General features: G+C 71.5%; 19 protein-coding genes. 10 read left to right on the top strand and 9 right to left on the bottom strand.

What is annotated here, in order from left to right:
• Position 1: 1 nt before the first annotated feature.
• Entirely contained in the window at positions 2-1,003 is a 1,002-nt protein-coding gene (locus tag ACZ4Z3_RS26435; protein ID WP_468503330.1) for a thiamine pyrophosphate-dependent dehydrogenase E1 component subunit alpha, read from the bottom strand.
• A gap of 96 nt (positions 1,004-1,099) precedes the next feature.
• Positions 1,100-1,555, bottom strand: a complete 456-nt coding sequence (locus tag ACZ4Z3_RS26430; protein WP_468503329.1) for a VOC family protein — start codon at positions 1,553-1,555, stop codon at positions 1,100-1,102.
• A gap of 220 nt (positions 1,556-1,775) precedes the next feature.
• On the opposite strand from ACZ4Z3_RS26430, the gene ACZ4Z3_RS26425 reads away from it, so the two are divergent.
• From ACZ4Z3_RS26425 to ACZ4Z3_RS26410, 4 genes are all read left to right on the top strand, one after another.
• The gene (locus ACZ4Z3_RS26425; protein WP_468503328.1) at positions 1,776-3,050 is read left to right on the top strand and encodes an aromatic ring-hydroxylating oxygenase subunit alpha; all 1,275 of its coding nucleotides are present in this window, start codon (positions 1,776-1,778) and stop codon (positions 3,048-3,050) included.
• On the top strand, positions 3,047-3,871 hold the full coding sequence (locus tag ACZ4Z3_RS26420) for an SDR family NAD(P)-dependent oxidoreductase (protein ID WP_468503327.1): 825 nt from the start codon (positions 3,047-3,049) through the stop codon (positions 3,869-3,871). Before ACZ4Z3_RS26425 ends, ACZ4Z3_RS26420 begins: the two co-directional genes overlap by 4 nt.
• 32 nt (positions 3,872-3,903) lie before the next feature.
• Complete coding sequence (locus tag ACZ4Z3_RS26415) at positions 3,904-5,640, top strand: PEP-utilizing enzyme (protein ID WP_468503326.1); 1,737 nt, start codon at positions 3,904-3,906, stop codon at positions 5,638-5,640.
• Positions 5,641-5,710: 70 nt separating this feature from the next.
• Complete coding sequence (locus ACZ4Z3_RS26410; protein ID WP_055537338.1) at positions 5,711-6,025, top strand: putative quinol monooxygenase; 315 nt, start codon at positions 5,711-5,713, stop codon at positions 6,023-6,025.
• A 53-nt stretch (positions 6,026-6,078) separates the two neighbouring features.
• Here ACZ4Z3_RS26410 and ACZ4Z3_RS26405 read toward each other — a convergent pair whose 3' ends face one another.
• Genes ACZ4Z3_RS26405 through ACZ4Z3_RS26390 form a run of 4 tightly spaced genes read right to left on the bottom strand, consistent with a single transcriptional unit; the run spans position 6,079 to position 9,057 of the window.
• On the bottom strand, positions 6,079-7,110 hold the full coding sequence (locus ACZ4Z3_RS26405) for an NADP-dependent oxidoreductase (RefSeq protein WP_468503325.1): 1,032 nt from the start codon (positions 7,108-7,110) through the stop codon (positions 6,079-6,081).
• Between the two features lie 4 nt (positions 7,111-7,114).
• Positions 7,115-7,330 (bottom strand): hypothetical protein, encoded by a 216-nt coding sequence (locus tag ACZ4Z3_RS26400; protein WP_055716137.1) that lies wholly within the window; start codon positions 7,328-7,330, stop codon positions 7,115-7,117.
• Between the two features lie 6 nt (positions 7,331-7,336).
• Positions 7,337-7,651, bottom strand: coding sequence for a 2Fe-2S iron-sulfur cluster-binding protein (locus ACZ4Z3_RS26395; protein ID WP_468503324.1), 315 nt, complete (start codon positions 7,649-7,651; stop codon positions 7,337-7,339).
• Positions 7,648-9,057 (bottom strand): aromatic ring-hydroxylating oxygenase subunit alpha, encoded by a 1,410-nt coding sequence (locus ACZ4Z3_RS26390; RefSeq protein WP_468503323.1) that lies wholly within the window; start codon positions 9,055-9,057, stop codon positions 7,648-7,650. Before ACZ4Z3_RS26390 ends, ACZ4Z3_RS26395 begins: the two co-directional genes overlap by 4 nt.
• Positions 9,058-9,494: 437 nt before the next feature.
• On the opposite strand from ACZ4Z3_RS26390, the gene ACZ4Z3_RS26385 reads away from it, so the two are divergent.
• The 4 genes from ACZ4Z3_RS26385 to ACZ4Z3_RS26370 are packed head-to-tail and all read left to right on the top strand — an operon-like array spanning position 9,495 to position 14,352.
• On the top strand, positions 9,495-10,637 hold the full coding sequence (locus ACZ4Z3_RS26385) for a sugar ABC transporter substrate-binding protein (protein WP_468503322.1): 1,143 nt from the start codon (positions 9,495-9,497) through the stop codon (positions 10,635-10,637).
• Positions 10,634-12,145 (top strand): sugar ABC transporter ATP-binding protein, encoded by a 1,512-nt coding sequence (locus ACZ4Z3_RS26380; RefSeq protein ID WP_468503321.1) that lies wholly within the window; start codon positions 10,634-10,636, stop codon positions 12,143-12,145. Before ACZ4Z3_RS26385 ends, ACZ4Z3_RS26380 begins: the two co-directional genes overlap by 4 nt.
• Positions 12,146-12,178: 33 nt before the next feature.
• Positions 12,179-13,312 carry an ABC transporter permease gene (locus tag ACZ4Z3_RS26375; protein ID WP_468503320.1) on the top strand — a complete coding sequence of 378 codons (1,134 nt, stop codon included), beginning with the start codon at positions 12,179-12,181 and terminating at the stop codon, positions 13,310-13,312.
• On the top strand, positions 13,309-14,352 hold the full coding sequence (locus ACZ4Z3_RS26370) for an NAD(P)-dependent alcohol dehydrogenase (protein ID WP_468503319.1): 1,044 nt from the start codon (positions 13,309-13,311) through the stop codon (positions 14,350-14,352). The genes ACZ4Z3_RS26375 and ACZ4Z3_RS26370 overlap by 4 nt, the downstream gene beginning before the upstream one ends.
• Before the next feature lie 59 nt (positions 14,353-14,411).
• Here the strand turns inward: ACZ4Z3_RS26370 and ACZ4Z3_RS26365 are convergent, their stop codons facing one another.
• The 3 genes from ACZ4Z3_RS26365 to ACZ4Z3_RS26355 form a co-directional block, all read right to left on the bottom strand.
• On the bottom strand, positions 14,412-15,209 hold the full coding sequence (locus ACZ4Z3_RS26365; protein WP_468503318.1) for a ThuA domain-containing protein: 798 nt from the start codon (positions 15,207-15,209) through the stop codon (positions 14,412-14,414).
• Positions 15,210-15,212: 3 nt separating this feature from the next.
• Complete coding sequence (locus tag ACZ4Z3_RS26360) at positions 15,213-15,977, bottom strand: SDR family NAD(P)-dependent oxidoreductase (protein ID WP_468503317.1); 765 nt, start codon at positions 15,975-15,977, stop codon at positions 15,213-15,215.
• Between the two features lie 268 nt (positions 15,978-16,245).
• Positions 16,246-17,526: an acyl-CoA dehydrogenase family protein gene (locus ACZ4Z3_RS26355; protein WP_468503316.1), complete on the bottom strand. Its 1,281-nt coding sequence runs from the start codon at positions 17,524-17,526 to the stop codon at positions 16,246-16,248.
• 192 nt (positions 17,527-17,718) lie between these two features.
• Here ACZ4Z3_RS26355 and ACZ4Z3_RS26350 point away from each other — a divergent pair, with 192 nt between their 5' ends.
• Positions 17,719-19,257 carry an AMP-binding protein gene (locus ACZ4Z3_RS26350; protein WP_468503315.1) on the top strand — a complete coding sequence of 513 codons (1,539 nt, stop codon included), beginning with the start codon at positions 17,719-17,721 and terminating at the stop codon, positions 19,255-19,257.
• Positions 19,258-19,345: 88 nt separating this feature from the next.
• Positions 19,346-19,951 carry a histidine phosphatase family protein gene (locus ACZ4Z3_RS26345; RefSeq protein WP_468503314.1) on the top strand — a complete coding sequence of 202 codons (606 nt, stop codon included), beginning with the start codon at positions 19,346-19,348 and terminating at the stop codon, positions 19,949-19,951.
• Positions 19,952-19,986 lie beyond the last annotated feature (35 nt).

Raw genomic sequence — 19,986 nt, 5'->3', positions numbered from 1 at the left:
GTCATCCCGAGTAGACGTTGTGCAGCAGGTCGGCGGTGTCGGGCAGCGGGCTCGACTCGGCGTACGCGATGGCCTCGGCGATCTCGTCGCGGGTGCGCTGCCAGGTGTCGTCCAGTTCCGTGCGGGTGGCCGTGCCGTCGGCTACGGCACGGGCCTCCAGCAGGTCGATGGGGTCGCGGGCCTTCCACTCGGCGACCTCCTCGTCCGAGCGGTAGGGGTGGCGCAGTCCCTTGACGCCCTGATGGTCGAAGTAGCGGTAGGTCTTGGCCTCGATCATCATCGGTCCCGCGCCGGACCGGGCGCGTTCCACGGCGTCGGTGGCGGCGCGGTGGACGGCGACCGCGTCCATGCCGTCGACGATCACGCCGGGCATGCCGTAGGCGGCGGCCCGGTCGGCCACGTCGGTGAGCAGCATGTGCCCGGACTGTGGCGTGAACTCGGCGTAGCCGTTGTTCTCGCAGACGAAGACGACGGGCAGGCCGAGGACGGCGGCCATGTTGGCGCCTTCGTGGAAGGCGCCGATGTTGGTGGCGCCGTCACCGAAGAAGGTCACCGCGACGCTGTCCTCGCCCTTGTACCGGGCGGCGAAGGCGGCACCCACGGCGATCGGGACGCCCGCTCCGACGATGCCGTTGGCGCCGAGCATGCCGAGGGAGACGTCGTTGATGTGCATGCTTCCGCCGCGCCCGAGGCAGGCGCCGGTGGCGCGGCCGTACAGCTCGGCGTACATCTCCCGGAAGCCGACGCCCTTGGCGACGGCGTGTCCGTGGCCGCGGTGGGTGGAGGTGATCTGGTCGTCGTCGCGCAGCGCGGCCATCACTCCGGCGGCCACGGCCTCCTGGCCGACGTAGAGGTGGAGGAAGCCGGGCAGTCTGCCCGCCTCCATGAGCTTGCCCGCCTCGGTCTCGAACAGCCGGATGCGCACCATGCGCTCGTGCAGATCCCTGATGGTCTGCGCGGATGTCCGGTGCTCTGCCGTGTCGGCCGGCTTCTTCTGAGCCATGTCCCGCCCCTTCGCCCGAGGGAGGTGTGCCAAGCACCCTTACTTTCTGGTGCTTGTCTACAGTAAGCAGCAGGTGCACCTTACTGAAGAGGGTCTCTAATTACTACGCCCTGAACGGGACTCGCGGCCCCGTTCGTCCACCAGCTCCACCGCGTTGCCCTCCGGGTCCGCCCAGAAACTGATCCGGCCACCGGGGGTCCGCACCACGACCGGCTCCGACAGGGGCCGCGCGCCCGCGGCCACCAGGGACGACACCATCGGGTCGATGTCCTCCACATGGAAGGTGAGGTACGACAGACCCCGACATCCGGCCAGCGGCGGCGCCGACTGGGCGGGGTCCGCGACCACCTGAGGCAGGATCAGCTTGACCCGCCCCCCGGAAGGCACCTGCAGCCAGACGACCAGGAGCTCGCCGCCCAGCCCGGCCGGTGCCGCGACGGACTCCGGCACAGAGGATCGACGCACGACAGAGCAGCCGAGCACGTCCCGGTAGAAGCGTTCCATCAACCCCAGATCCCGTACGACCACGCCCGCCTCGAAGGGCTTCCCCACAGCCGCCACCACCTTCCGTCGGGGACCCGGCCGCCGTCGCCGCGGAGACTGGATCCGGTTAACAGAAAGCAGCCGGGGCGATTCCGCGCCCCCGACACGGCAACTTCGCCACTTTCTATTGACAGAGCACACTAAGTCCTGTTGTCGTTTCGGACACAGCCCAGCTGTCGCTCTCCGAAGCCGGTCACCGGCTCGCGGCTGGGAGGATTGTGAGGACACCGTGGTCCAGACCAGTTCGCCGGAGATTCGGGAAGCAGAAGCCGGGCGCACGCCGCCGTCGGCCCCCGAGTACTCCTCGTGGATCAGCCGGGACCGGTCCACCGACGCCGCGTCCGTGACGATGCGGCGGGAGGCCGCCGAACTCGTCGAACGCGTGGTGACGCACTATCGCGACGGCACCACGCACCAGGCGGACGGCCAGTGGACGGAACCTGTCGCCCACTATCTCGACGCCGACCGCTGGCGCCGGGAGACGGACGCCGTCCACCGGAGCGTTCCCCTGCCGCTCGCCATGTCCTGCGAGCTCCCGGGGCCGAACACCTACAAGGCTCTGGACGTGCTCGGCGTACCGGTGCTGATCACCCGGGACCGGCAGGGCGTCGTGCACGCGATGATCAATGCCTGCCGGCACCGGGGGGCCAAGCTGATGGAACCCGGCTGCGGGGTGTCGAGGCGGCTGACCTGCCCGTACCACTCCTGGTCGTACGACCTGACCGGGGAGCTGCGGGGCGTGTACGCGGAGAAGACCTTCGGTGACGTTCCGCGCGAGGGCCGCGGTCTCGTGAGGCTTCCGGCCGGGGAGCGAGCGGGGATCGTCTTCGTCTCGCTGGACCCGGCCGCCGAGCCCGACCTGGACGCCTGGCTCGGTGATCTGCTGCCGCTCCTCGAAGGGCTGCGGCTGGCGGAGTGCCACCACTACTCCACGGGCGAACTGACCAGTCCCAACTGGAAGGTCACCCTCGACGGGTATCTGGAGACGTACCACTTCGCCTCGCTGCACCCGAAGACGGTGTTCGAGACGAACCTCTCCAACATGATGGCCCACGACACCTGGGGCCCCCACCAGCGCATCGCGCCGGCCCTGCGTCCCATCGCGCGGGCGGTCGAGCTGCCGCCGGACCAGCGGGACCCCGGGGACTGTGTCGGTCCCATCTACTGGCTCTTCCCCGGCCTGGCGATCGCCGGCGGCTGGCGGCAGAAGATCGCCGTCTCCCTGGTGCTCCCCCGGACGGCCACCGAGTCGGTGACCCAGCAGATCATCCTGCTGCGGGAACCGGCGGTCACCGAGGAGGAGCGCCAGGCCGCCGACCGGTTCGGCGAATGGTTCCACGAGGTGGTCCGCGACGAGGACTACGCGACCACCTACGGAGTCCAGCAGGGCCTCGCCGCCCTCGACGGGACCGACTTCGTCTTCGGACGCAACGAACCCGGACTCCAGCACTTCCACCGCACCATTCACCGGCACCTGGAAGACGCCGAAAGAGCCGCCAGGTGACGGACCGACAACACTCGCGGGAGAACAACATGGTGGCTACGGGCAGCCTCGACGGACGTGTCGCGGTGATCACGGGCAGCACGCGCAGCATCGGCCGCGGCATCGCCGAGGCATTCCTGGCCGGCGGTGCCACGGTCGTCCTCAGCGGCCGCAGCGAGATCAAGGGCAAGCAGGCCCTGGCGGAGCTGGACGCCGGGGACCGGGCCGTCTTCCACCCCTGCGACGCCAACAGTCAGGAGGACATCGAGAACCTGGCCGACTTCGCCGCCGAACGCTTCGGCCGGCTCGACATCTGGGTGAACAACGCCGGCGGCACCTCGGGCTTCGCCCCGGTCCACGAACTCAGCGACGAGGCCTGGCACGACGCACTCAGGCTCAACCTCAACGCCTACTTCTACGGCACCCGACGCGCGCTGCCGAGGATGCTGGAGGGCGGCTGGGGCCGGATCATCAACATCTCCTCCGTCGAGGGCAAGCAGGCCAACAAGCCCGCGATCAGCCACTACATCACCAACAAGCACGCCATCCACGGACTGACCAAGGCGACCGCCTTCGAATACGGCACCCAGGGCATCACCTGCAACGCCATCTGCCCCGGCGCCGTGGACACCGACCTGATGCGGGCCGCGGGACCGGCCGCGGCCGAGGCCGAGGGAATCAGCTACGAGGAGTGGCTGGGCCGCTTCGCCGAGCACGCCGCCACCAAGCAGATCACCACCGTGGAACAGATCGCGGCGGTCGCCTCGCTGCTCGCGAGCGACGCCGGCGCCGGCATCACGGGCACGCTGATCAGCGTCGACGGCGGAACGGCACAGTGGTAGGCACCGGGACGGACGACGGGAGACCTTCGGCCATGAAGAGCTGGATCACGGACTGGCAGCGCAGTGAGCGACTGCCGCACTACACCCGGGCCAACGCGGGCGAGACCCTGCCGGATCCGGCCAGCCCGCTGGGCTGGACCCTCGTCTGGGGGCGCGGACTGCGCGGCTGGCGAAAGGGCTTCGTCGGCTTCGGCATCTACCGCGAGGAGGAGGTGGCAGGCCCTCGTCCGCCCTTCGTCGGGATGTTCGGCGGTTACTTCTACCTCAACCTGTCGCACATGCGGCTGTTCGGCATCCGTATGGGCCAGACGGCGGACCAGATCGACGCCGCCTTCGTCGGCCAGCGCTCGGACACCCCGGTGTACGTGGCGCACCCGGACGACCAGGACGCCGAACTGACCGCCAAGGCGGGCGGCACTCTCCAGCGGATGCTCGGCCAGAGCACGTTCCCGGAGGCCGACGCCGACCGGGAGCGGCTGCGCGGACTGCGCCGCGATCGACCCGACCTGACGGAGTTGTCCGACGCCGAACTGGTGGCTCGCGCCCGCTCGTTGCTGGACGAGGTGGAGACCACCTTCCAGCGGCACGTCGAGTCGTCGCTGCCCGCGTCCGTCGGACCGGCGATCCTCGGTCCGCTCTGCGCGAGCGTGGACCGCCCCGGCGCCATGCTGGACCTCATCGGCGGTCTCGGTGACGTCGACTCGGCCTCCCCCTCGGACGGGCTGTGGACGCTGTCGCGCCAGGTGGCGGCCTCGGCCGAGCTGACCGCGCTGTTCGACCGGGGCCCGGCCGCGGTGGAGCGGGCGCTCGACGGGGCGACCGGGGACGTGAAGGCGTTCCGTGACGCCTTCGAGGAGTTCCTGGCCGGGTCAGGCGACCGCGGTCCCAACGAGTGGGACATCCACGCGCTCTCGTGGGAGGCGGCGCCGGTCCAGGCACTGGCCCTGGTCGACCGGATCCGGCACAGCTCCGACGACGACTCCCCGGCCGCCCGGCGGACGCGCCTCACCGAGCGGCGCGAGCGGACCGCCGGGGAGGTCCGCTCCGCGCTGCCCGAGGAGGCGCAGCCGATGTTCGACGCCGGCATGCACGCCTCCCAGGTGTGGATCCCGGCCCGCGAGCGCACCAAGGCGAACTGCGTGACCGTCGTCAACGAGATCCGGATGGCGATGCGAGAGCTCGGCCGGCGCGGGGTCGAGGCGGGGCGTCTGACCGAGCCGGGGGACGTGATGATGCTGCTCGACACGGAACTCGACGACTACGTCGCCGACCCGGAGTCCTTCGGCCCCGTCATCGCACGGCGGCTCGGGGAGTACGCGCTCCTGCACGAGCTGGAGCCACCGTTCTTCGTCGCGGACGACGCCGGGACCGAGGTCGACACCTGGCCGAGGCGCACCGAGGAGCGCGCCGAGGCCGCGGTCGAGGGCGATGCGCTCAGCGGCGTGGGCGGCAGCCACGGGACGTACACCGGCCGGGTGCGCGTGGTCACCGACCCGGCGTCCTGCGAGGCGCTGGAGCCGGGAGAGGTGCTGGTCGCGCCGATCACGGACGCGGCCTGGACCCCGCTCTTCCTGGTCGCCGGTGCGGCCGTGGTCGACGTGGGCGCGCTCAACAGCCACGCGGTGGTGGTCTGTCGGGAGCTGGGCATCCCGGCCGTCATCTCCGTCGAAGGAGCGACACGCCGGCTGCGGGACGGCATGGTGATCACGGTCGACGGAGACCGGGGCACGGTCACCGTGGAGGCCGTCCCCGCCCCGCTCGGCGTCTGAGACACCCCGGGCCCGTCGCTCCCCTTCACCGGAGCGGCGGGCCCGCGGGCAGGACCGCGAAAGGACTCCCGTGACCGAGGACATCATCGTCGCCGGCTGGATGGACTACGAGCCCGGCGACCGCGACACCATGCTGAAGGCCCTCGTCGAACTGGGCCGGCGCACCCGCGAGCGGGAACCCGGCTGCCTGGACTACGCCATGACCGCCGACCCCGCCGACGAGCGGCGTATCCGGGTGTACGAGCACTGGACCTCGCAACAGGCCCTCGACGAGCACTTCACGACGCCGCACATCAAGGACTTCCGGGCGGCGGTGGCGGGGTTGACGCGGCTCGGGGTCGGCCTGACTGCCCACACCGTGTCCGCGTCGCGCCCCATGCGCTGAACCCGTCGGCGGATTCGACGCACTGAGGGGGTGCCCCTGGCCGGGGCACCCCCTCAGTCACTGTCGTCCAGCCTCACCAGCATCTTGCCGACGTTGCCGCCGTCCAGCAGGGACAGCAGGGCGCCGGCGGCGTTCTCCAGGCCGTCCACGACCGTCTCACGCGCGGTGATCCGGCCCTCCGCGAGCCAGCCCGTGACCCGCTGCTCGAACTCCGGCCGCAGGTCGTCGTGGTCGCGGACGATGAAACCGCGCAGGGTCAGCCGCTTGAGGACGGCCTGGATCAACTGGTTGATGTCCGCGGACCGTCGCTCGCCGCCGAACTGCGACATCATGCCGCACAGGGCGACCCTGCCGCCGGTGCGCAGGGAGTGCAGGGCGGCGGCGAGATGCTCACCGCCGACGTTGTCGAAGTAGACGTCGATGCCCTCGGGCGCCAGCCGGGCCAGCGCTTCGCGGACCGGCTCGGCGCGGTGGTCCGCGGCGGCGTCGTAGCCGAACTCCCGCACCAGCAGGGCGCACTTGTCCGGCCCTCCGGCGGTCGCGACGACCCGGTCCGCGCCCAGCAACCGAGCGAACTGACCGGCGGCGGTGCCGACGGCCCCGGCCGCCGCCGACACGAGGACGGTGTCGCCGGGGCGGAGTCGGGCGATCCGGGTGAGTCCGACGTAGGCGGTGAAGCCGGTCTGCCCGAGCAGTCCGAGCCAGGTGGGCAGCGGGGCGAGGCTCGGGTCGACGCGGTCCGCGCCGTCGGTGTCCACGGCATCCAGCACGGCCCACTCCCGCCAGCCCTGTTGGTGGCGTACGTAGGCGCCGACGGGCACCGAGGGGCAGCGGCTCTCCTCGACCACGCCGAGAGCCCGGCCGTCGAGCGGTGCGCCGGGGGTGAAGTTGTGCGTGTAGTGCTTCTCGGTGCTCTCCAGCCGTCCCCGCATGGACGGGTCGACGCTCATGTAGAGGTTGCGGACGAGGAGTTGACCCTCGCCGACGGGTGGCAGCGGCCGCTCCTCGACGGCGAAGTCACCGGGTGCCGGTTCTCCCTCGGGCCGGCGCACCAGACAGACCACGCGTGTGGCCCGGGGTGTCACCGGGTCACTCCCCCGGCCGTGGGGCGCCGCGCCGCCGGGCGAGGCGCCCCACCCAGCCCGCCATCTGGAGATCGGCGTGGCGCAGTTCGCCCGACTGCCACCGGGCCTGGAAGTCGAACACGCCCCGCGCGCCGGTCCTCGGGTCGGTCACCTCGACGAGACCGTCCTCGGTGAGCCGGTACACATGCCCGGTGAGCGGGTGGATCACTTGCTTGGCCATGGGCCCTCACTCCTGCGGTCGGCGGCGTACACCGCGCTTGGTCACGGTCACCGGGCCCACGACCCGGAGCCGGCAGGCGAGCCGGGTCAGGCCGTCCACCGGCATGCGCAGGGCTTCGATGCCCTCGCGTTCCAGCGGGTCCACGGGGGAGCAGTTCTCGGCACCTTCCTCGATCCGGACGAAGCATGTGCGGCAGGTGCCCTGGCCACCGCAGACGGTGGGCCAGCGGTAGCCGAGCCGCCCGGCGGCGCTGAACACGTCCTCGCCGTCGAGGACGTCGAGTTCGACGTCGGACGGCCGGACCGCCACACGGTGGGTCACTTGTCCATCCAGTGGTCGAGGGTCCGGTTGAAGTGGCGGATGCGGCTCTCCTGGTAGTTGGCCAGGGTGATGCCGGGCTTGCGCATCGTCTTCAGTCCCTGCTGGACATAGGGGAGGTTCTCGCAGTCCTGGTCGAAGACCGGGCCGAGCACGCCGAGTTCGGGGATGTCCGCGAAGAGCATGTCCTCGGGCACCCAGCGGACGCGGGCCGGAGGGGGCGTCTCGCCCGGCTGCTTCGGCGCCGACATGAAGATGATCTCGGCGATGCAGGAGTCCGGGTCGAGGCCGTGGGGCCGGAACCGGTAGACGATGTTGGACTTGGCGCCGCCCCACGGGTTGAAGTTGGGGAACAGCAGATAGTTGATGGCGTCCAGGAGTTCGGTGTCGGGGGTCTGCGAGAAGTCCTGGTGCGAGGTGGCCGCGAGCTGCGCGCGCATGCGCTGGGCGAGGACCTGGCGGGCGGTGCCCCCGGGCGGGATCGCGGGCAGTTCCTCGCCCTCGCCCATCACCAGGTCACGGCCCTGGGCCGCGGAGTAGAAGGCGCGTGAGTCGTAGAAGGTCTCCAGGACGTCCTCCTCCGTGACGGAGTCGGCCACGTGCGGGCTGGGGGCGCCCTGGATGTTGATCATCCGGTTCCAGTGGGGCTGGTCGGCCATCACGTCGTACTGGGAGTTGGCGTCGGCGAGCCACGGCAGCATCTGCGGGTGTGTGGCGATCACATGGAAGGACTCGATGAACGCGTCCTGCGCGACCTTCCAGTTGCAGGGCAGCACCTTGGCGATGTGCAGCGACTTGTAGCGGTCCTCCAGCGGCCAGATGTAGTAGTCGTCGAAGGTGCCGCGGTAGCTGTCGAAGGACTCCGCGCAGGGGTCCATGTTGATGAAGACGAAACCGCGCCAGGTCGCCACCTGGGCCTCGGGCAGCGCGAACTTCTCCGGGCTGACGTGCGGGAAGTCCCAGGCGCACGGCGGGCTCTGCATGGTGCCGTCGAGGTTCCAGGCGAAGCCGTGGAACGGGCAGCGGAACTCGCCGACGTTTCCGCCGCCGGTGCGCAGTTTGCGGCCGCGGTGCAGGCAGGCGTTGACGAAGGCGCGGATCTCCCCCGGGGCCGTGCGCACGACGATGAGCGAGTCCTCGCCGATCTCGTAGACCTCGTGGTCGCCGACCTCGGGGATCTCGCTCTCCAGACAGGCGAACTGCCAGACGCGGCGCCACACCTGCCGCATCTCGCGTTCGGCCCAGTCGCGGGAGGTGAAGCGTGATGTGTCGATGTCCTCGCTGCCGAGGGGGTCGTTCCGCTCGTACCTCAGGGCGGCGGGAACGGGCCGGCTGTCCTGGTCGAGGTAGTCCTGGACGCTGGGCCCGGGGCACCGTGCGGTGACCGACTCCGAAGTTTCGTCCATCATCTCTCCTCCGACAGAAACTTTAGAGTGAGTGTAGTTACCGGCCTCGCCCGGTAGCAACACTCACGACGGCGAACAGAGCCGCATCACCCGAGGTCACTCGCGAACACCCGGCGGATCCACCGGGAATTTTCCGACGGCCCCCTCCCCAAGTACGTCCGGTCATGCCACACTCCGACGCACTTGAGGCTGTAGTGCCTCAAAAGTTTCTCGTGCCGGTGCGGTGTCCGCCCGTCCCGGCCCCCGCGCCGCGGGGTCGCTCCGGCGGCCCGCGCCGTGCCCCACGCCGGCGATCGACGCAGCCCTCGTCCCCTCAGCACCCCCTGCGTGCCGTCCCGTCCGGGCGGCACCGGATCCGCCTGGCCCGAGCCGGTCGCCACGGACGCGCAAGCGACGCGCGGCCCGGCAGCGCGGGCACCTCACCACGGGAGTACTCGACGATGAGTTCCACACCCGGCAGCGCGTTCCGCCGCGCCCTCACCGCACTCGTGCCCGTCACCGCCCTGCTCACCCTGGCGGCCTGCGGGAGCGACTCGACTCCGGCCACCGACACCTCACAGGCGGCGGCACCCGGTTCACCCGGCCTCGCGGCGGCCCGCGCGGCCCTGGAGAAGTACTCCCAGCGGCCGACCACGATCTCCGTCACCGAGCCCGTCGGCAAGAAGATCCCCAAGGGCAAGAGGATCGACTTCATCCTCTGCGGCGTGCAGTCCTGCAAGGACCTCGCCGACTTCTTCACCGAGGCCGCCGGGGAACTCGGCTGGAAGGTGAAGCAGATCGCGACCCGGGGAACCCCGGAGTCCGTCCAGGCCGCCTACGAGCAGGCCCTGCGCGACAAGCCGGACGCCGTCGTCGCCTCGGGCTTCCCGCGCGCCGTCTACGCCAAGCAGCTGGCCAAGCTGAAGGCCGCCGAGATCCCCGTCATCCAGTCGAACGCGGACGACCTGCTGGGCGACGGTGTCTCCCTGCTCAAGAACGGGCCGGACGACGTCGGCGTCCAGGGGGAGATGCTCGCCTCATGGGTGGTGTCGAACAGTGACGCCAAGGCGAACACGGTGTACTTCGACCTTCCGGCGTACACGATCCTGAAGCCCGTCAAGGACTCCTTCGCCGCCAAGTACAGGAAGTGGTGCGACGGTTGCGGGCTGGACGACGTCGATGTGCCGATCACCGCCGTGGGCAAGGACATGCCGGACCGCGTGGTGTCGTACCTCCGGTCGCACCCGAAGGTGACCCATGTCGTGTTCTCCCTGGGCCTGCTCAACGTGGGCGTGCCGGCCGCGCTGAAGACCGCCGGCATCACCGGCAGGCACATCGTCGTCAACGTCGGTGACGCGCAGAACTACCAGTACATCCAGAGCGGTCTCACCGACGGCGCGATGGCGCTCAACTCCCACGAGACGGCGTGGCTCCAGGCCGACGCACTGGCCCGGCACTTCACCGGCCAGCCCATGGACGTGGACCAGAAGGCCGCACTGCCCAACATGCTCGTCACCAAGGACAACCTGCCCTCGGCCGACGGCGACTTCCCGATCGTCGAGGACTACCAGGCGCAGTTCAAGGCGCTGTGGGGGCTGAGTTGACCAGGCCGGTGCTCCGGGTGGCCGCCCTGTCGAAGAGATTCGGCGAAACCCAGGCACTGAGGGACGTCGATCTGGAGGTCCGGCCGGGCGAGATCCACGCCCTGATCGGACCCAACGGCTCCGGCAAGTCCACCCTGATCAAGATCCTCGCCGGCTACCACCACGCGGAACCCGGCGCCGTGGCCGAACTCGACGGCGAGCCCTTCGATCTCGGCCAGATCACGGCTTCCCGGCACGACCGGCTCCGCTTCGTCCACCAGGAGCTGGGCCTCGTCGGCGAGTTGAGCGCCGTCGACAACCTCGCCCTCAGCCATGGCTTCGCCCGCACGGCCCTCGGCAACATCCGCTGGCCGGAGATGGAGCGACGGACGACCGCGCTGGTCGAACGGTTCGGTCTCGGCATCGACGTGCGCCGACCCCTGTCGGCGGCGACCCCGGTCCAGCGCGCGGTGGTGGCCATCGCCGCCGCGTTGCAGGGCTGGGAGGGCCGGCGCGGGGTGCTGGTGCTCGACGAGCCCACCGCCGTGCTGCCCCCCGGCGAGGTGGCCCGGCTCTTCGACATCGTGCGGGAGGTCCGCGACGCGGGCGCGAGCGTGCTGTACGTGTCGCACCGGATGGACGAGATCTTCGCGCTCGCCGACCGGGTCACCGTGATCCGCGGTGGACGCCGCATCGCCACGCGCGCGGTCGCCGACCTCACCCCACGGTCCCTGGCGGCCCTGATGGCGGGCGAGGAGATGGCGACCGACCACCGGCCCGCCGCCCGTTCCGCCGCCACCGGGGCGGTGCTCGAGGTCCGCGACCTGTGGGCGGGCCCGCTGCGCGGCATCGGCTTCGATCTGGCGGGGGGCGAGCGGCTGGGCATCACCGGGCTGGTCGGCTCCGGCCACGAGATCGTGCCGTACGCGGTGTGCGGGGCCCACGCCGGGCGGGTGAGCGGACGGTTGCGGCTGCCGCAGCGTGCCGAGCGGTGGACCGACGCGTGCGACGCCGGCGGACTGGGGCTTCCCCTCGTCCCCGCCGACCGGGCGGGCGAGGGGGTGATCGGTGGCTTCTCGGTCGGCGAGAACCTCACTCTCCCCCTCCTTCACCGGCTCCGCGCCCGTGGCGGACGGCTGCACCGGCGTCGCGAGTCGTCGCTCGCCGAGGACTGGATCCAGCGGGTGGGGGTGCGCACGGCGGGGCGCGGGGCGCGGATCACCACGTTGAGCGGCGGCAACCAGCAGAAGGTCGTCATGGCCCGCTGCCTGGCCCAGAGCCCGCCGGTGCTGGCGCTGTGCGAGCCGACGGCGGGCGTCGACATCGCGACCCGACTCCAGCTGTACGACCTGATAGAGCGTCAGACCGAGGAGGGCATGGGCGTCATCGTCTCCTCGTCCGACACACAGGACCTGCTCGCCCTGTGCACCCGTGTCCTGGTGGTACGGGACGGCCGGATCGTACGGGAGCTCGGCGGCCACGAGATCACCGAACCCGCGCTCGTGCACGCCATGGAAGGAACCGACTGACATGAGCCCTGGAGTGGGAAGGAACCGAGTGACATGACATCCACCCCGACCCCGGCGGCGGCGCTCCGGCCGCCCGCACCGGACCGGCCCGGCGTGCTCGCCGCCGGGACTCCGGTACGGCGGGCGGCGGCCGCCCTGTCGTTCCGGAACATCGGCGCCGTGTACGTGTGGCTGGTCATCGTCGTGCTCTTCTCCGTCTGGGCGCCGGAGACGTTCCCGACCGCCACCACGGTCAAGCAGGTGCTCAACGGCAACGCCGTCGCCGGGCTGGTGGCGCTGAGTGTCGTACCGCCGCTGGCCGCGCGTGTCTTCGACCTCTCGGTCGCCTACACGATGTCGCTCACCAGCGTGCTGACCGCCTGGTTCCTGGTCTCCACCGGGCTCGGTCCGTTCGCCGCGATCGCGCTGGCGATGGCCGCCGCGCTGCTCGTCGGGGTCGTCAACGGGATCGTGGTCGTGGTCCTGCGCGTCGACTCGTTCATCGCGACCCTGGCGACCGGTGCGCTGATCCAGTCGCTGATCACCATGGTCACCGACGACAGCTCCATCACCGGGGTGCGGCTGCTGGCCGAGCCGTTCGCGAGCATCGCCCAGCTCGACGGGGGCGGGATCACGCTTCCGGTGCTGTACCTGCTGCTCGCCGCGGTGGCCATCTGGTTCCTGCTGGAGCACACGGCCACCGGGCGCCGCCTGTACGCGACCGGGTTCAACGCCGACGCGGCACGGCTGCAAGGGGTGCGCACGGACCGGCTGCGCTTCCTGACCCTGGTGTCCTCCGCGCTGCTCTCCGGTTTCGCCGGGATCGTCTTCGCGTCCTCCGTCGGTTCGGGTTCACCGACGGCGGGCAGCCTGTATCTGCTGTCCGCCTACGCCGCGGCCTTCGTCGGGGCGACGCAGCTGCGCGCGGGACGCTTCAACGCCTGGGGCACGGTGCTCGCGGTCCTGCTGCTCGGCACCGGCGTCACAGGACTCGGACTCGCCACGAGTGCCCCGTGGGCCGCGAGCCTGTTCACCGGCTCGGTACTCATCATCGCGCTCGTCCTCACCGGCGGCCGGATCGCCCTGCCCGCGGTGCTGCGCCGTCGGAAGGCACCCCCGCACGCCGGTTCCGAGGCTCCCGCCGAGGTGCCCGCCGTGCCCGCCGCCAGTGAGGAGAACCGAGGATGAGGGCAGTGCAGTACCGGACGGTGGGACACGCCCCCGAGGTCGTCGAGGTTCCCGTACCGGAACCCGGCCCCGGCCAGGTGCTGGTGAAGGTGACGGCGGCGGGGCTCTGCCACTCCGACCTGGCGGTCATGAGCTGGCCCGAGGAGCAGTTCCCCTACGCGCTGCCGATGACACTCGGGCACGAGGGTGTGGGCACCGTCGCCGCGATGGGCAGCGGAGTCGAGGGACTGGCGGAGGGCGAAGCGGTGGCCGTGTACGGGCCGTGGGGCTGCGGTCGCTGCCGCAGGTGCGCCCAGGGCAGGGAGAACTGCTGTCCGTACGCCGCCGAACTCGGCATCCTGCCGCCCGGCCTCGGGGCGCCCGGCGCCCTGGCCGAGTACATGCTGGTGAACTCACCCCGCCACCTGGTCGCCCTCGACGGCCTCGACCCGGTGCGGGCCGCGCCCCTCACCGACGCCGGGCTGACGCCGTATCACGCGATCGTGAAGTCGCTGCCGAAGCTCGTGCCGGGCAGCACCGCGATCGTGATCGGCGTGGGCGGGCTCGGGCATCTCGCCGTGCAGTTGCTGCGCGCACTGACGCCGGCCCGGGTGGTCGCCCTCGACCTGACCGGGGAGAAGCTGGAACTGGCCAAGTCCGTCGGCGCCCATGAGGTGCTGCTCCCCGACGACACGGCGGCCGGGCGGATCCGGGAACTCACCGGGGGGACGGGGGCGGAGGTGGTCCTGGACTTCGTCGGGGCCCCGACGACCTTGGCGGTCGCCGCCGCGTCGGTGGCCGTCGAGGGCGATGTGACCGTGGTCGGCCTCGGCGGGGGCACCCTGGCGGTCGGCTTCGGCGGCGGACTGCCGTTCGAGGTGTCCGCCACGTTCCCCTACTGGGGCAGCCGTACGGAACTCGTCGAGGTCATCGCGCTGGCCCGACAGGGCCTCGTCTCCTCCCACGTCGAGACCTTCTCCATCGAGGAGGCCCCGGCGGCCTACGAGCGCCTGCACGCCGGCCTGATCAACGGCCGCGCGGTGGTACTGCCGCACGGCTGAGCACGGCGGGGCGGCGGGCGGCGGGGCAAGAGAGTTTCGCCCCCGCCGCCCCGTCGCGCTCAGCGGCACGCCGAAGCCTCCGTCGGGCCCCGCTCCCCCACCGTCCGTGCCACGCAGCGCCGCAGGACCGTCAGGAACTCCGGCGTGCCCCACGGCCCGGTGTCCACACTCCCGGTGTCCGCCACGCCCAGGTCCTGCATGTCGTAGCGGCCCCGGCAGTGGCCGAGGGTGAAGTAGCAGACCTCGCCGAGGCCGTGCCGTCTCAGATACAGCACCGGCCGGGGCGCGTTGTCGACGGCCGCCGCGTCCCCCTCGGCGAAACCGCGGCACGGACCCGTGTACTCGGCGTGCAGCAGCACCTCCGACTCCCCGTGCAGCTCGCACACGTACAGCTCGTCGGTGACGGTGAACGGCTGGATCCCGGCGACCAGCGGATGACCCGGCCGGGTCACCCGCACCTCGTACGGTTCGATCGGTGGATGTGCCAGGAACTGGCTGCCGAGCACGGCCGCCACGTCACCCAGGAGCCGCGGCGTGCTGAAGACCCGCGGCCCGCCCGGAGCGGGCGGCTCGATCACCGCGTTCGTGCCGTGCAGGGCGAGCCAGCGCCCGCCCCGTTCCACGAACCGTGCCAGCGCCGCCCCTTCGGCCGGGCTCGGCCGTACATCGCAGGTGTAGGTGATCAGCAGGTCCGCCTCGTCCAGCGCGGCGGGACAGTCGTAGTCCTGGAAGACCGTCGTACGCACCTGCGGATGTTCGCCGAGAAGCTCCAGCAGGCGCAGCCGCGCGTAGTCGAAGTCGTGCCATCTGCCTCCGCAGACCAGTACGGCGTCCGTACGGCCGGCCGGGCCCCCCACGGCTCAGTACTGGACGCGGGTCAACAGCCCGCCGTCCACCACGAGGTTGACCCCGACGCAGAAGGAGCCGGTCCGGCCGAGCAGGAACGCCACGGCGGCCGCCACGTCCTCCGCGGTGCCGTAGCGGCCGATCGGCAGTTTGGCGAGGACCTCCTCGTACACCTCCGGCCGGCTGACCCGGATGGTCTCCCAGGCGCCCCCCGGGAAGTCGATGGGGCCGGGCGAGACGGTGTTGACCCGGATGCCCTTCGGGGCGAGTGCGTGCGCGAGGGCCGACGCGTGCTGGACCACGGCGGCCTTGAGGGCGGAGTAGGAGTTGGCGCCGGCGGGCCGGGCGGTGTCGGAGGCGTTGGTCGTGCCGACGGCGACCACGGCGGCCCGGTCGGAGGCCTCCAGGTGGGGCATGGCCGCCTCGACGAGTCCCGCGAACGGGATCAGGTCGCCACGCAGGCTGGCTTCCCACGACTGAGGGCCCTTGACGTTGCCCGCGGAGACGTTGGACACCAGCAGGTCCAGGCCGCCCAGTTCAGCGGCCGCGCGCTCCACGAAGGCGGCGAGCGCGGCCGGGTCGCTGACGTCGACCGGCTCGGCGAACACCGTCGCTCCCTCACCGCGCAGTTCGGCGGCAGTCTTGGCGAGCGCCTCCTCGCCCCGGGCACACAGCGCCAGGGAGCAGCCCTCGCCCGCCAGGGTGCCGGCGATCGCCCGGCCGATACCCCGGCTCGCGCCGGTCACCAGCGCCTTCGCGCCTGTCAGTCCCAGATCCATCGGTGTCACTCCTTGGTGATTGCGGAAGGGTCCAGAGGGTGTCGAGCCGTCCCCGCGGACGCGGAACGGCTCCGTGCGGCCGGGGCGCGGCCTGCTCGTCGCGGCACGGCGGACGTGAGGGGGCTTTGAACGCGCGGCGGACGCGAGGGGGCTTGGAGAGCGCGGCGGAATCGAGGGTTCTGGAGGACCCGCAGCCCCGGGCGCAAAGTCCCCGGCAGCCTCGACGCCTCGGGCGCGGCAGCCCCGGAACCTGCCGGCCCGTGCTGACTCAGTCGCCGGGCAGTTGCGAGAACGGCACCCGGTCCACCCGCGGTTCCGGCGGCAGCTTCAGTACGCGCTCGCCGATCAGGTTGCGCTGGATCTGGTCGGTGCCTCCCGCCAGCCGGTAGCCCGGGGCGCCGAGCAGGTGCTCGGTCCAGGCGAAGGTTCCCGGCTCTCCCGTGTCGGCGCAGATCCGGGCGCCCATGAGGTCGGCGGCGACCTGCCCGGTCCGGGTGAGGAGGTCGCTGGCCATCAGCTTGGTCAGCGACGCCTCGGGGCCGGGCCGGCCGCCGGCGGCGCTCGTCCGGGCGACACGGTCCACGGTCGCGGCGCGCAGCACGGTCCGGACGTACAGGTCGGCGAGGTGCTGCCGGACCAGCGGGTCGGCGGTGCGGCCGAGCGAGCGGGCGAGGGCGAGCACGTCCGTGAAGGTGCCGCCCTTGCGTCGGCTGCCGCTGCCGGAGGCGGTCCGTTCGAAGCCGAGGGTGGCGGTGGCGACCTCCCAGCCCTGGCCCGGGCGGCCGATCCGGAGCCGGTCCGGGACGCGGACCTGGCTGAGGAAGACCTCGTTGAAGGAGGCACCCCCGCTCATCTGCCGGATGGGGCGCACTTCCACGCCGGCGGCGTCCATCGGGACCAGGAAGGCGGTGATGCCCGCCTGCTTGACGACGTCCGGATCGGTGCGGGCGAGCAGCAGGCCGTAGTCGGCGAACCGGGCTCCCGAGGTCCACACCTTCTGGCCGTCGATCACCCAGTCCCCACCGCTCCCGGCTTCGTCGGCGCCGGGCTCTCCGGGTTCCTCCTGCCGGGCGCGCGTCCGCAGGGCCGCGAGGTCCGAGCCGGCGCCGGGTTCGCTGAAGAGTTGACAGGCCAGCAGGTCGGTGCGGAGGAAGGCGCGCGCGAAGTCGAGGCGCTGCCGGTCCGTGCCGAACAGCGAGACGGCCATCGCGACCAGGCGCACGGTGACGCTGATCAGTTCGGTGGACGGTGGCACGTCGAAGGCGGACTCCTCCTCCGCGAAGGCCGCGGCATGGGCGGCGCTCAGGCCCGCCCCGCCCCGGTCTGCGGGCAGGGTCAGTGCCTGGTAACCGGCGTCGAAGCGGGCCCGTTGATAGGCGCGGCAGCGCTCGATGAGCGCGAGTTCCCGGTCCTCGGGGAGGTTGTGGAACACCGCGAGGTCGGCCGGCTCCTCCGCGGACGCCGACGCGGACGGGTCACGCGGTTCGAGCTGCGTGGCCAGCCACTTCCGGGCCTGTGCGCGCCATGTGTCCAGATCCTGCCGGGACATGGGACCTCCCTGAGAACACTTACCAGATGGAAGCTTGAGTAACGGAGGAGGACGAGAAGGTCGGCTCACCCTTGGAACAGGCGGATACCTCTGACTCACCTCAGAGTGTTCCGTACTTTCTTGAGAAACGCTACAGTCTCGGCATCGTCTCTCCCGTCAGCCGGGAGGGGGCCGAGAGCCGCCGGAGGAGCCATGTCGCAGCTGCCACTCGACCGTCGCGCCCAGAAGACCCCGGACGAGCCCGCCCTGGTGGACGACTGGGAGGTGCTGTCCTGGTCCGGACTCGCGGACCAGGTGACACGGGCGTCGCTACGACTGCTGGAGATCGCCCCCGGTCCCCATGACCGGGTCGTGGTGCTCGGCGACAACGCGGCACCGACGCTGGTGGCCCATCTCGCGGGACTCCGGGCCGGTGTGGGAACCGTGGCCGCGTCCCGGCATCTGACGCCGGGTGAACTCGTGGAGCAGATCATCGACTCCGGGGCGACCGGGATCGTCACCGGCCCGGCGGGCGCCGGATCAGCCCTGGACGCCGCCCGCGAACTGGGCCTTCCCCTCGTGATGCACGGGACCCCCGCGATCGGGCACGCCTTCGACTGGGACCTGTGGCTGGCGGCCGCGCCCGCCGGGGCGACCGTTCCCGGGGACCGGCCCGCCCGTCCGCCCCTCGTCTACACGTCGGGCACCACGGGACGGGCGCGCGGCACCGAGGTGCGCTGGGTGAGCGGCCCGGTGGCCGACAGTTCCGCCTATCTCGCCGCGATGTCCACCCGATCCGGATTCCCGCCGGGACCGCACCTCGTGTGCGGCCCGCTGCAGCACAACGCGCCGCTGACGGCTCTGCGCCATCTGGCGGCGGGACAGCAGGTGGTCGTCCTCGGACGATACGACCCGGCGATCTTCCTGAGCCGGGTCGCGAAATGGCGGGTCAGCTCGACGGTCATGGTGCCCACCCACTTCCAGCGCCTGCTCGCCCTGCCGGACGAGGTGCGTGCCCGGTACGACGTGTCCAGCCTCACGCAGGTCTCCCACACGGGGTCCGCGTGCCCCCCGGACGTGAAACGAGCCATGATCGAGTGGTTCGGTCCGGTGCTGACCGAGTCGTACGGGGCCAGCGAGGCGGGCACCATGGCCCGCATCGGCAGCGCCGAGTGGCTGGCCCATCCGGGCTCGGTCGGGCGCGTCCAACCGCCGTTCGAGGTGCTGGTGACCGACGACGACGGCCGGCCGCTGCCGCCGGGCGAACGGGGACTGCTGGCCTTCCGGGCACCCGAGGACCGGGGCGTGCGCTATCACGCGGACCCGGACAAGACGAGGTCCGCCTACCTCTCCCCCGGTGTCTTCACCCTCGGCGACATCGGCTACGTCGACACGAACGGCTACATCTTCATCACCGACCGGGCCGCGGACGTCGTGGTCTCCGGCGGCGTCAACCTCTACCCGGCCGAGAGCGAGGCCGTGCTGGGGCAGCATCCGGCGGTCGCCGAGGTGGCGGTGATCGGCGTGCCCGACCCCGACTTCGGCGAGGCCCTGCGGGCGCTGGTCGTGGCGGCCGGGGACGGCGCACCCGCGGAGGAACTGGACCGGTTCTGCCGCGACCGGCTGGCCGCCTACAAGTGCCCCAAGTCCTACGAGTTCGTGTCCGAGCTCCCGCGCAACGCCATGGGCAAGCTCGACAAACGCACGATGCGCCGCCCCTACTGGCACTCCGAGCGGACCATCGCGGGCTAAGAGCTCCGAACTAAAGGGGAGCTCTTAGCCCCACCACGCGTCCCCCGGGGCAACCGACGCCCCCTGCCCCTCGTACGAAGGATCACCCATGACCGAACTCCTCCTCATCCGCCACGGCCTCCCCCTGGCAGGAGTGTTCGACCCGGGGCTGTCGCCGGAGGGCACCGCCCAGGCCGAACGCCTCGCCGCCTGGCTCACGCACGACGACATCGACGCCCTGTACACCAGCCCCTTCCGGCGCGCACGCGAGACGGTGGCACCCCTGGAACGGCGCACCGGCATGACGGCGACCGTGCTGGACGACCTCCGCGAATGGGACACGGACGTCTCGCACCCCTACACGCCACCGGAGCAGATCGGCGCCGACGATCCCCGGGCAGCGGCACTCGCCGAGGGGCGGTACGAGGACTTCGTGCCCGATCTGGACTGGAACGCCTTCCGCGCGCGTGCCGTACGGGCCATGGAGACCGTCTTCGACTCCCATTCCGGGGGGCGGGTCGCGGCCGTGTGCCACGGCGGCATCACCAACACCTATCTGGCGACCGTGCTCGGCCTGCCCACGATGTTCTGGTTCCACCCCGGCTACACCTCGATCAGCAGGGTGCGCCGACTGCCGGGCGGCCGGATCGTGCTGCATTCGGTGAACGAGACGGCCCACATGATCGCCGAACGCGCCCTCGACACGGTCGCCTGACCGCATCGCGCTTCTCCCCCTTGGGGCCCGACGCC

The organism is Streptomyces sp. NPDC030296, from assembly GCF_055572815.1.
This window is presented reverse-complemented; position numbering and strand designations above follow the sequence as displayed.

Excerpts from the sequence above, each read along its gene's own strand:
- ACZ4Z3_RS26435 (WP_468503330.1), bottom strand. The coding sequence starts at position 1,003 with ATGGCTCAGAAGAAGCCGGCCGACACGGCAGAGCACCGGACATCCGCG.
- ACZ4Z3_RS26390 (WP_468503323.1), bottom strand. The coding sequence starts at position 9,057 with ATGATGGACGAAACTTCGGAGTCGGTCACCGCACGGTGCCCCGGGCCC.
- ACZ4Z3_RS26355 (WP_468503316.1), bottom strand. The coding sequence starts at position 17,526 with ATGTCCCGGCAGGATCTGGACACATGGCGCGCACAGGCCCGGAAGTGG.
- ACZ4Z3_RS26400 (WP_055716137.1), bottom strand. The coding sequence starts at position 7,330 with ATGGCCAAGCAAGTGATCCACCCGCTCACCGGGCATGTGTACCGGCTC.
- ACZ4Z3_RS26385 (WP_468503322.1), top strand. The coding sequence starts at position 9,495 with ATGAGTTCCACACCCGGCAGCGCGTTCCGCCGCGCCCTCACCGCACTC.
- ACZ4Z3_RS26360 (WP_468503317.1), bottom strand. The coding sequence starts at position 15,977 with ATGGATCTGGGACTGACAGGCGCGAAGGCGCTGGTGACCGGCGCGAGC.
- ACZ4Z3_RS26375 (WP_468503320.1), top strand. The coding sequence starts at position 12,179 with ATGACATCCACCCCGACCCCGGCGGCGGCGCTCCGGCCGCCCGCACCG.
- ACZ4Z3_RS26350 (WP_468503315.1), top strand. The coding sequence starts at position 17,719 with ATGTCGCAGCTGCCACTCGACCGTCGCGCCCAGAAGACCCCGGACGAG.
- ACZ4Z3_RS26345 (WP_468503314.1), top strand. The coding sequence starts at position 19,346 with ATGACCGAACTCCTCCTCATCCGCCACGGCCTCCCCCTGGCAGGAGTG.
- ACZ4Z3_RS26370 (WP_468503319.1), top strand. The coding sequence starts at position 13,309 with ATGAGGGCAGTGCAGTACCGGACGGTGGGACACGCCCCCGAGGTCGTC.
- ACZ4Z3_RS26415 (WP_468503326.1), top strand. The coding sequence starts at position 3,904 with ATGAAGAGCTGGATCACGGACTGGCAGCGCAGTGAGCGACTGCCGCAC.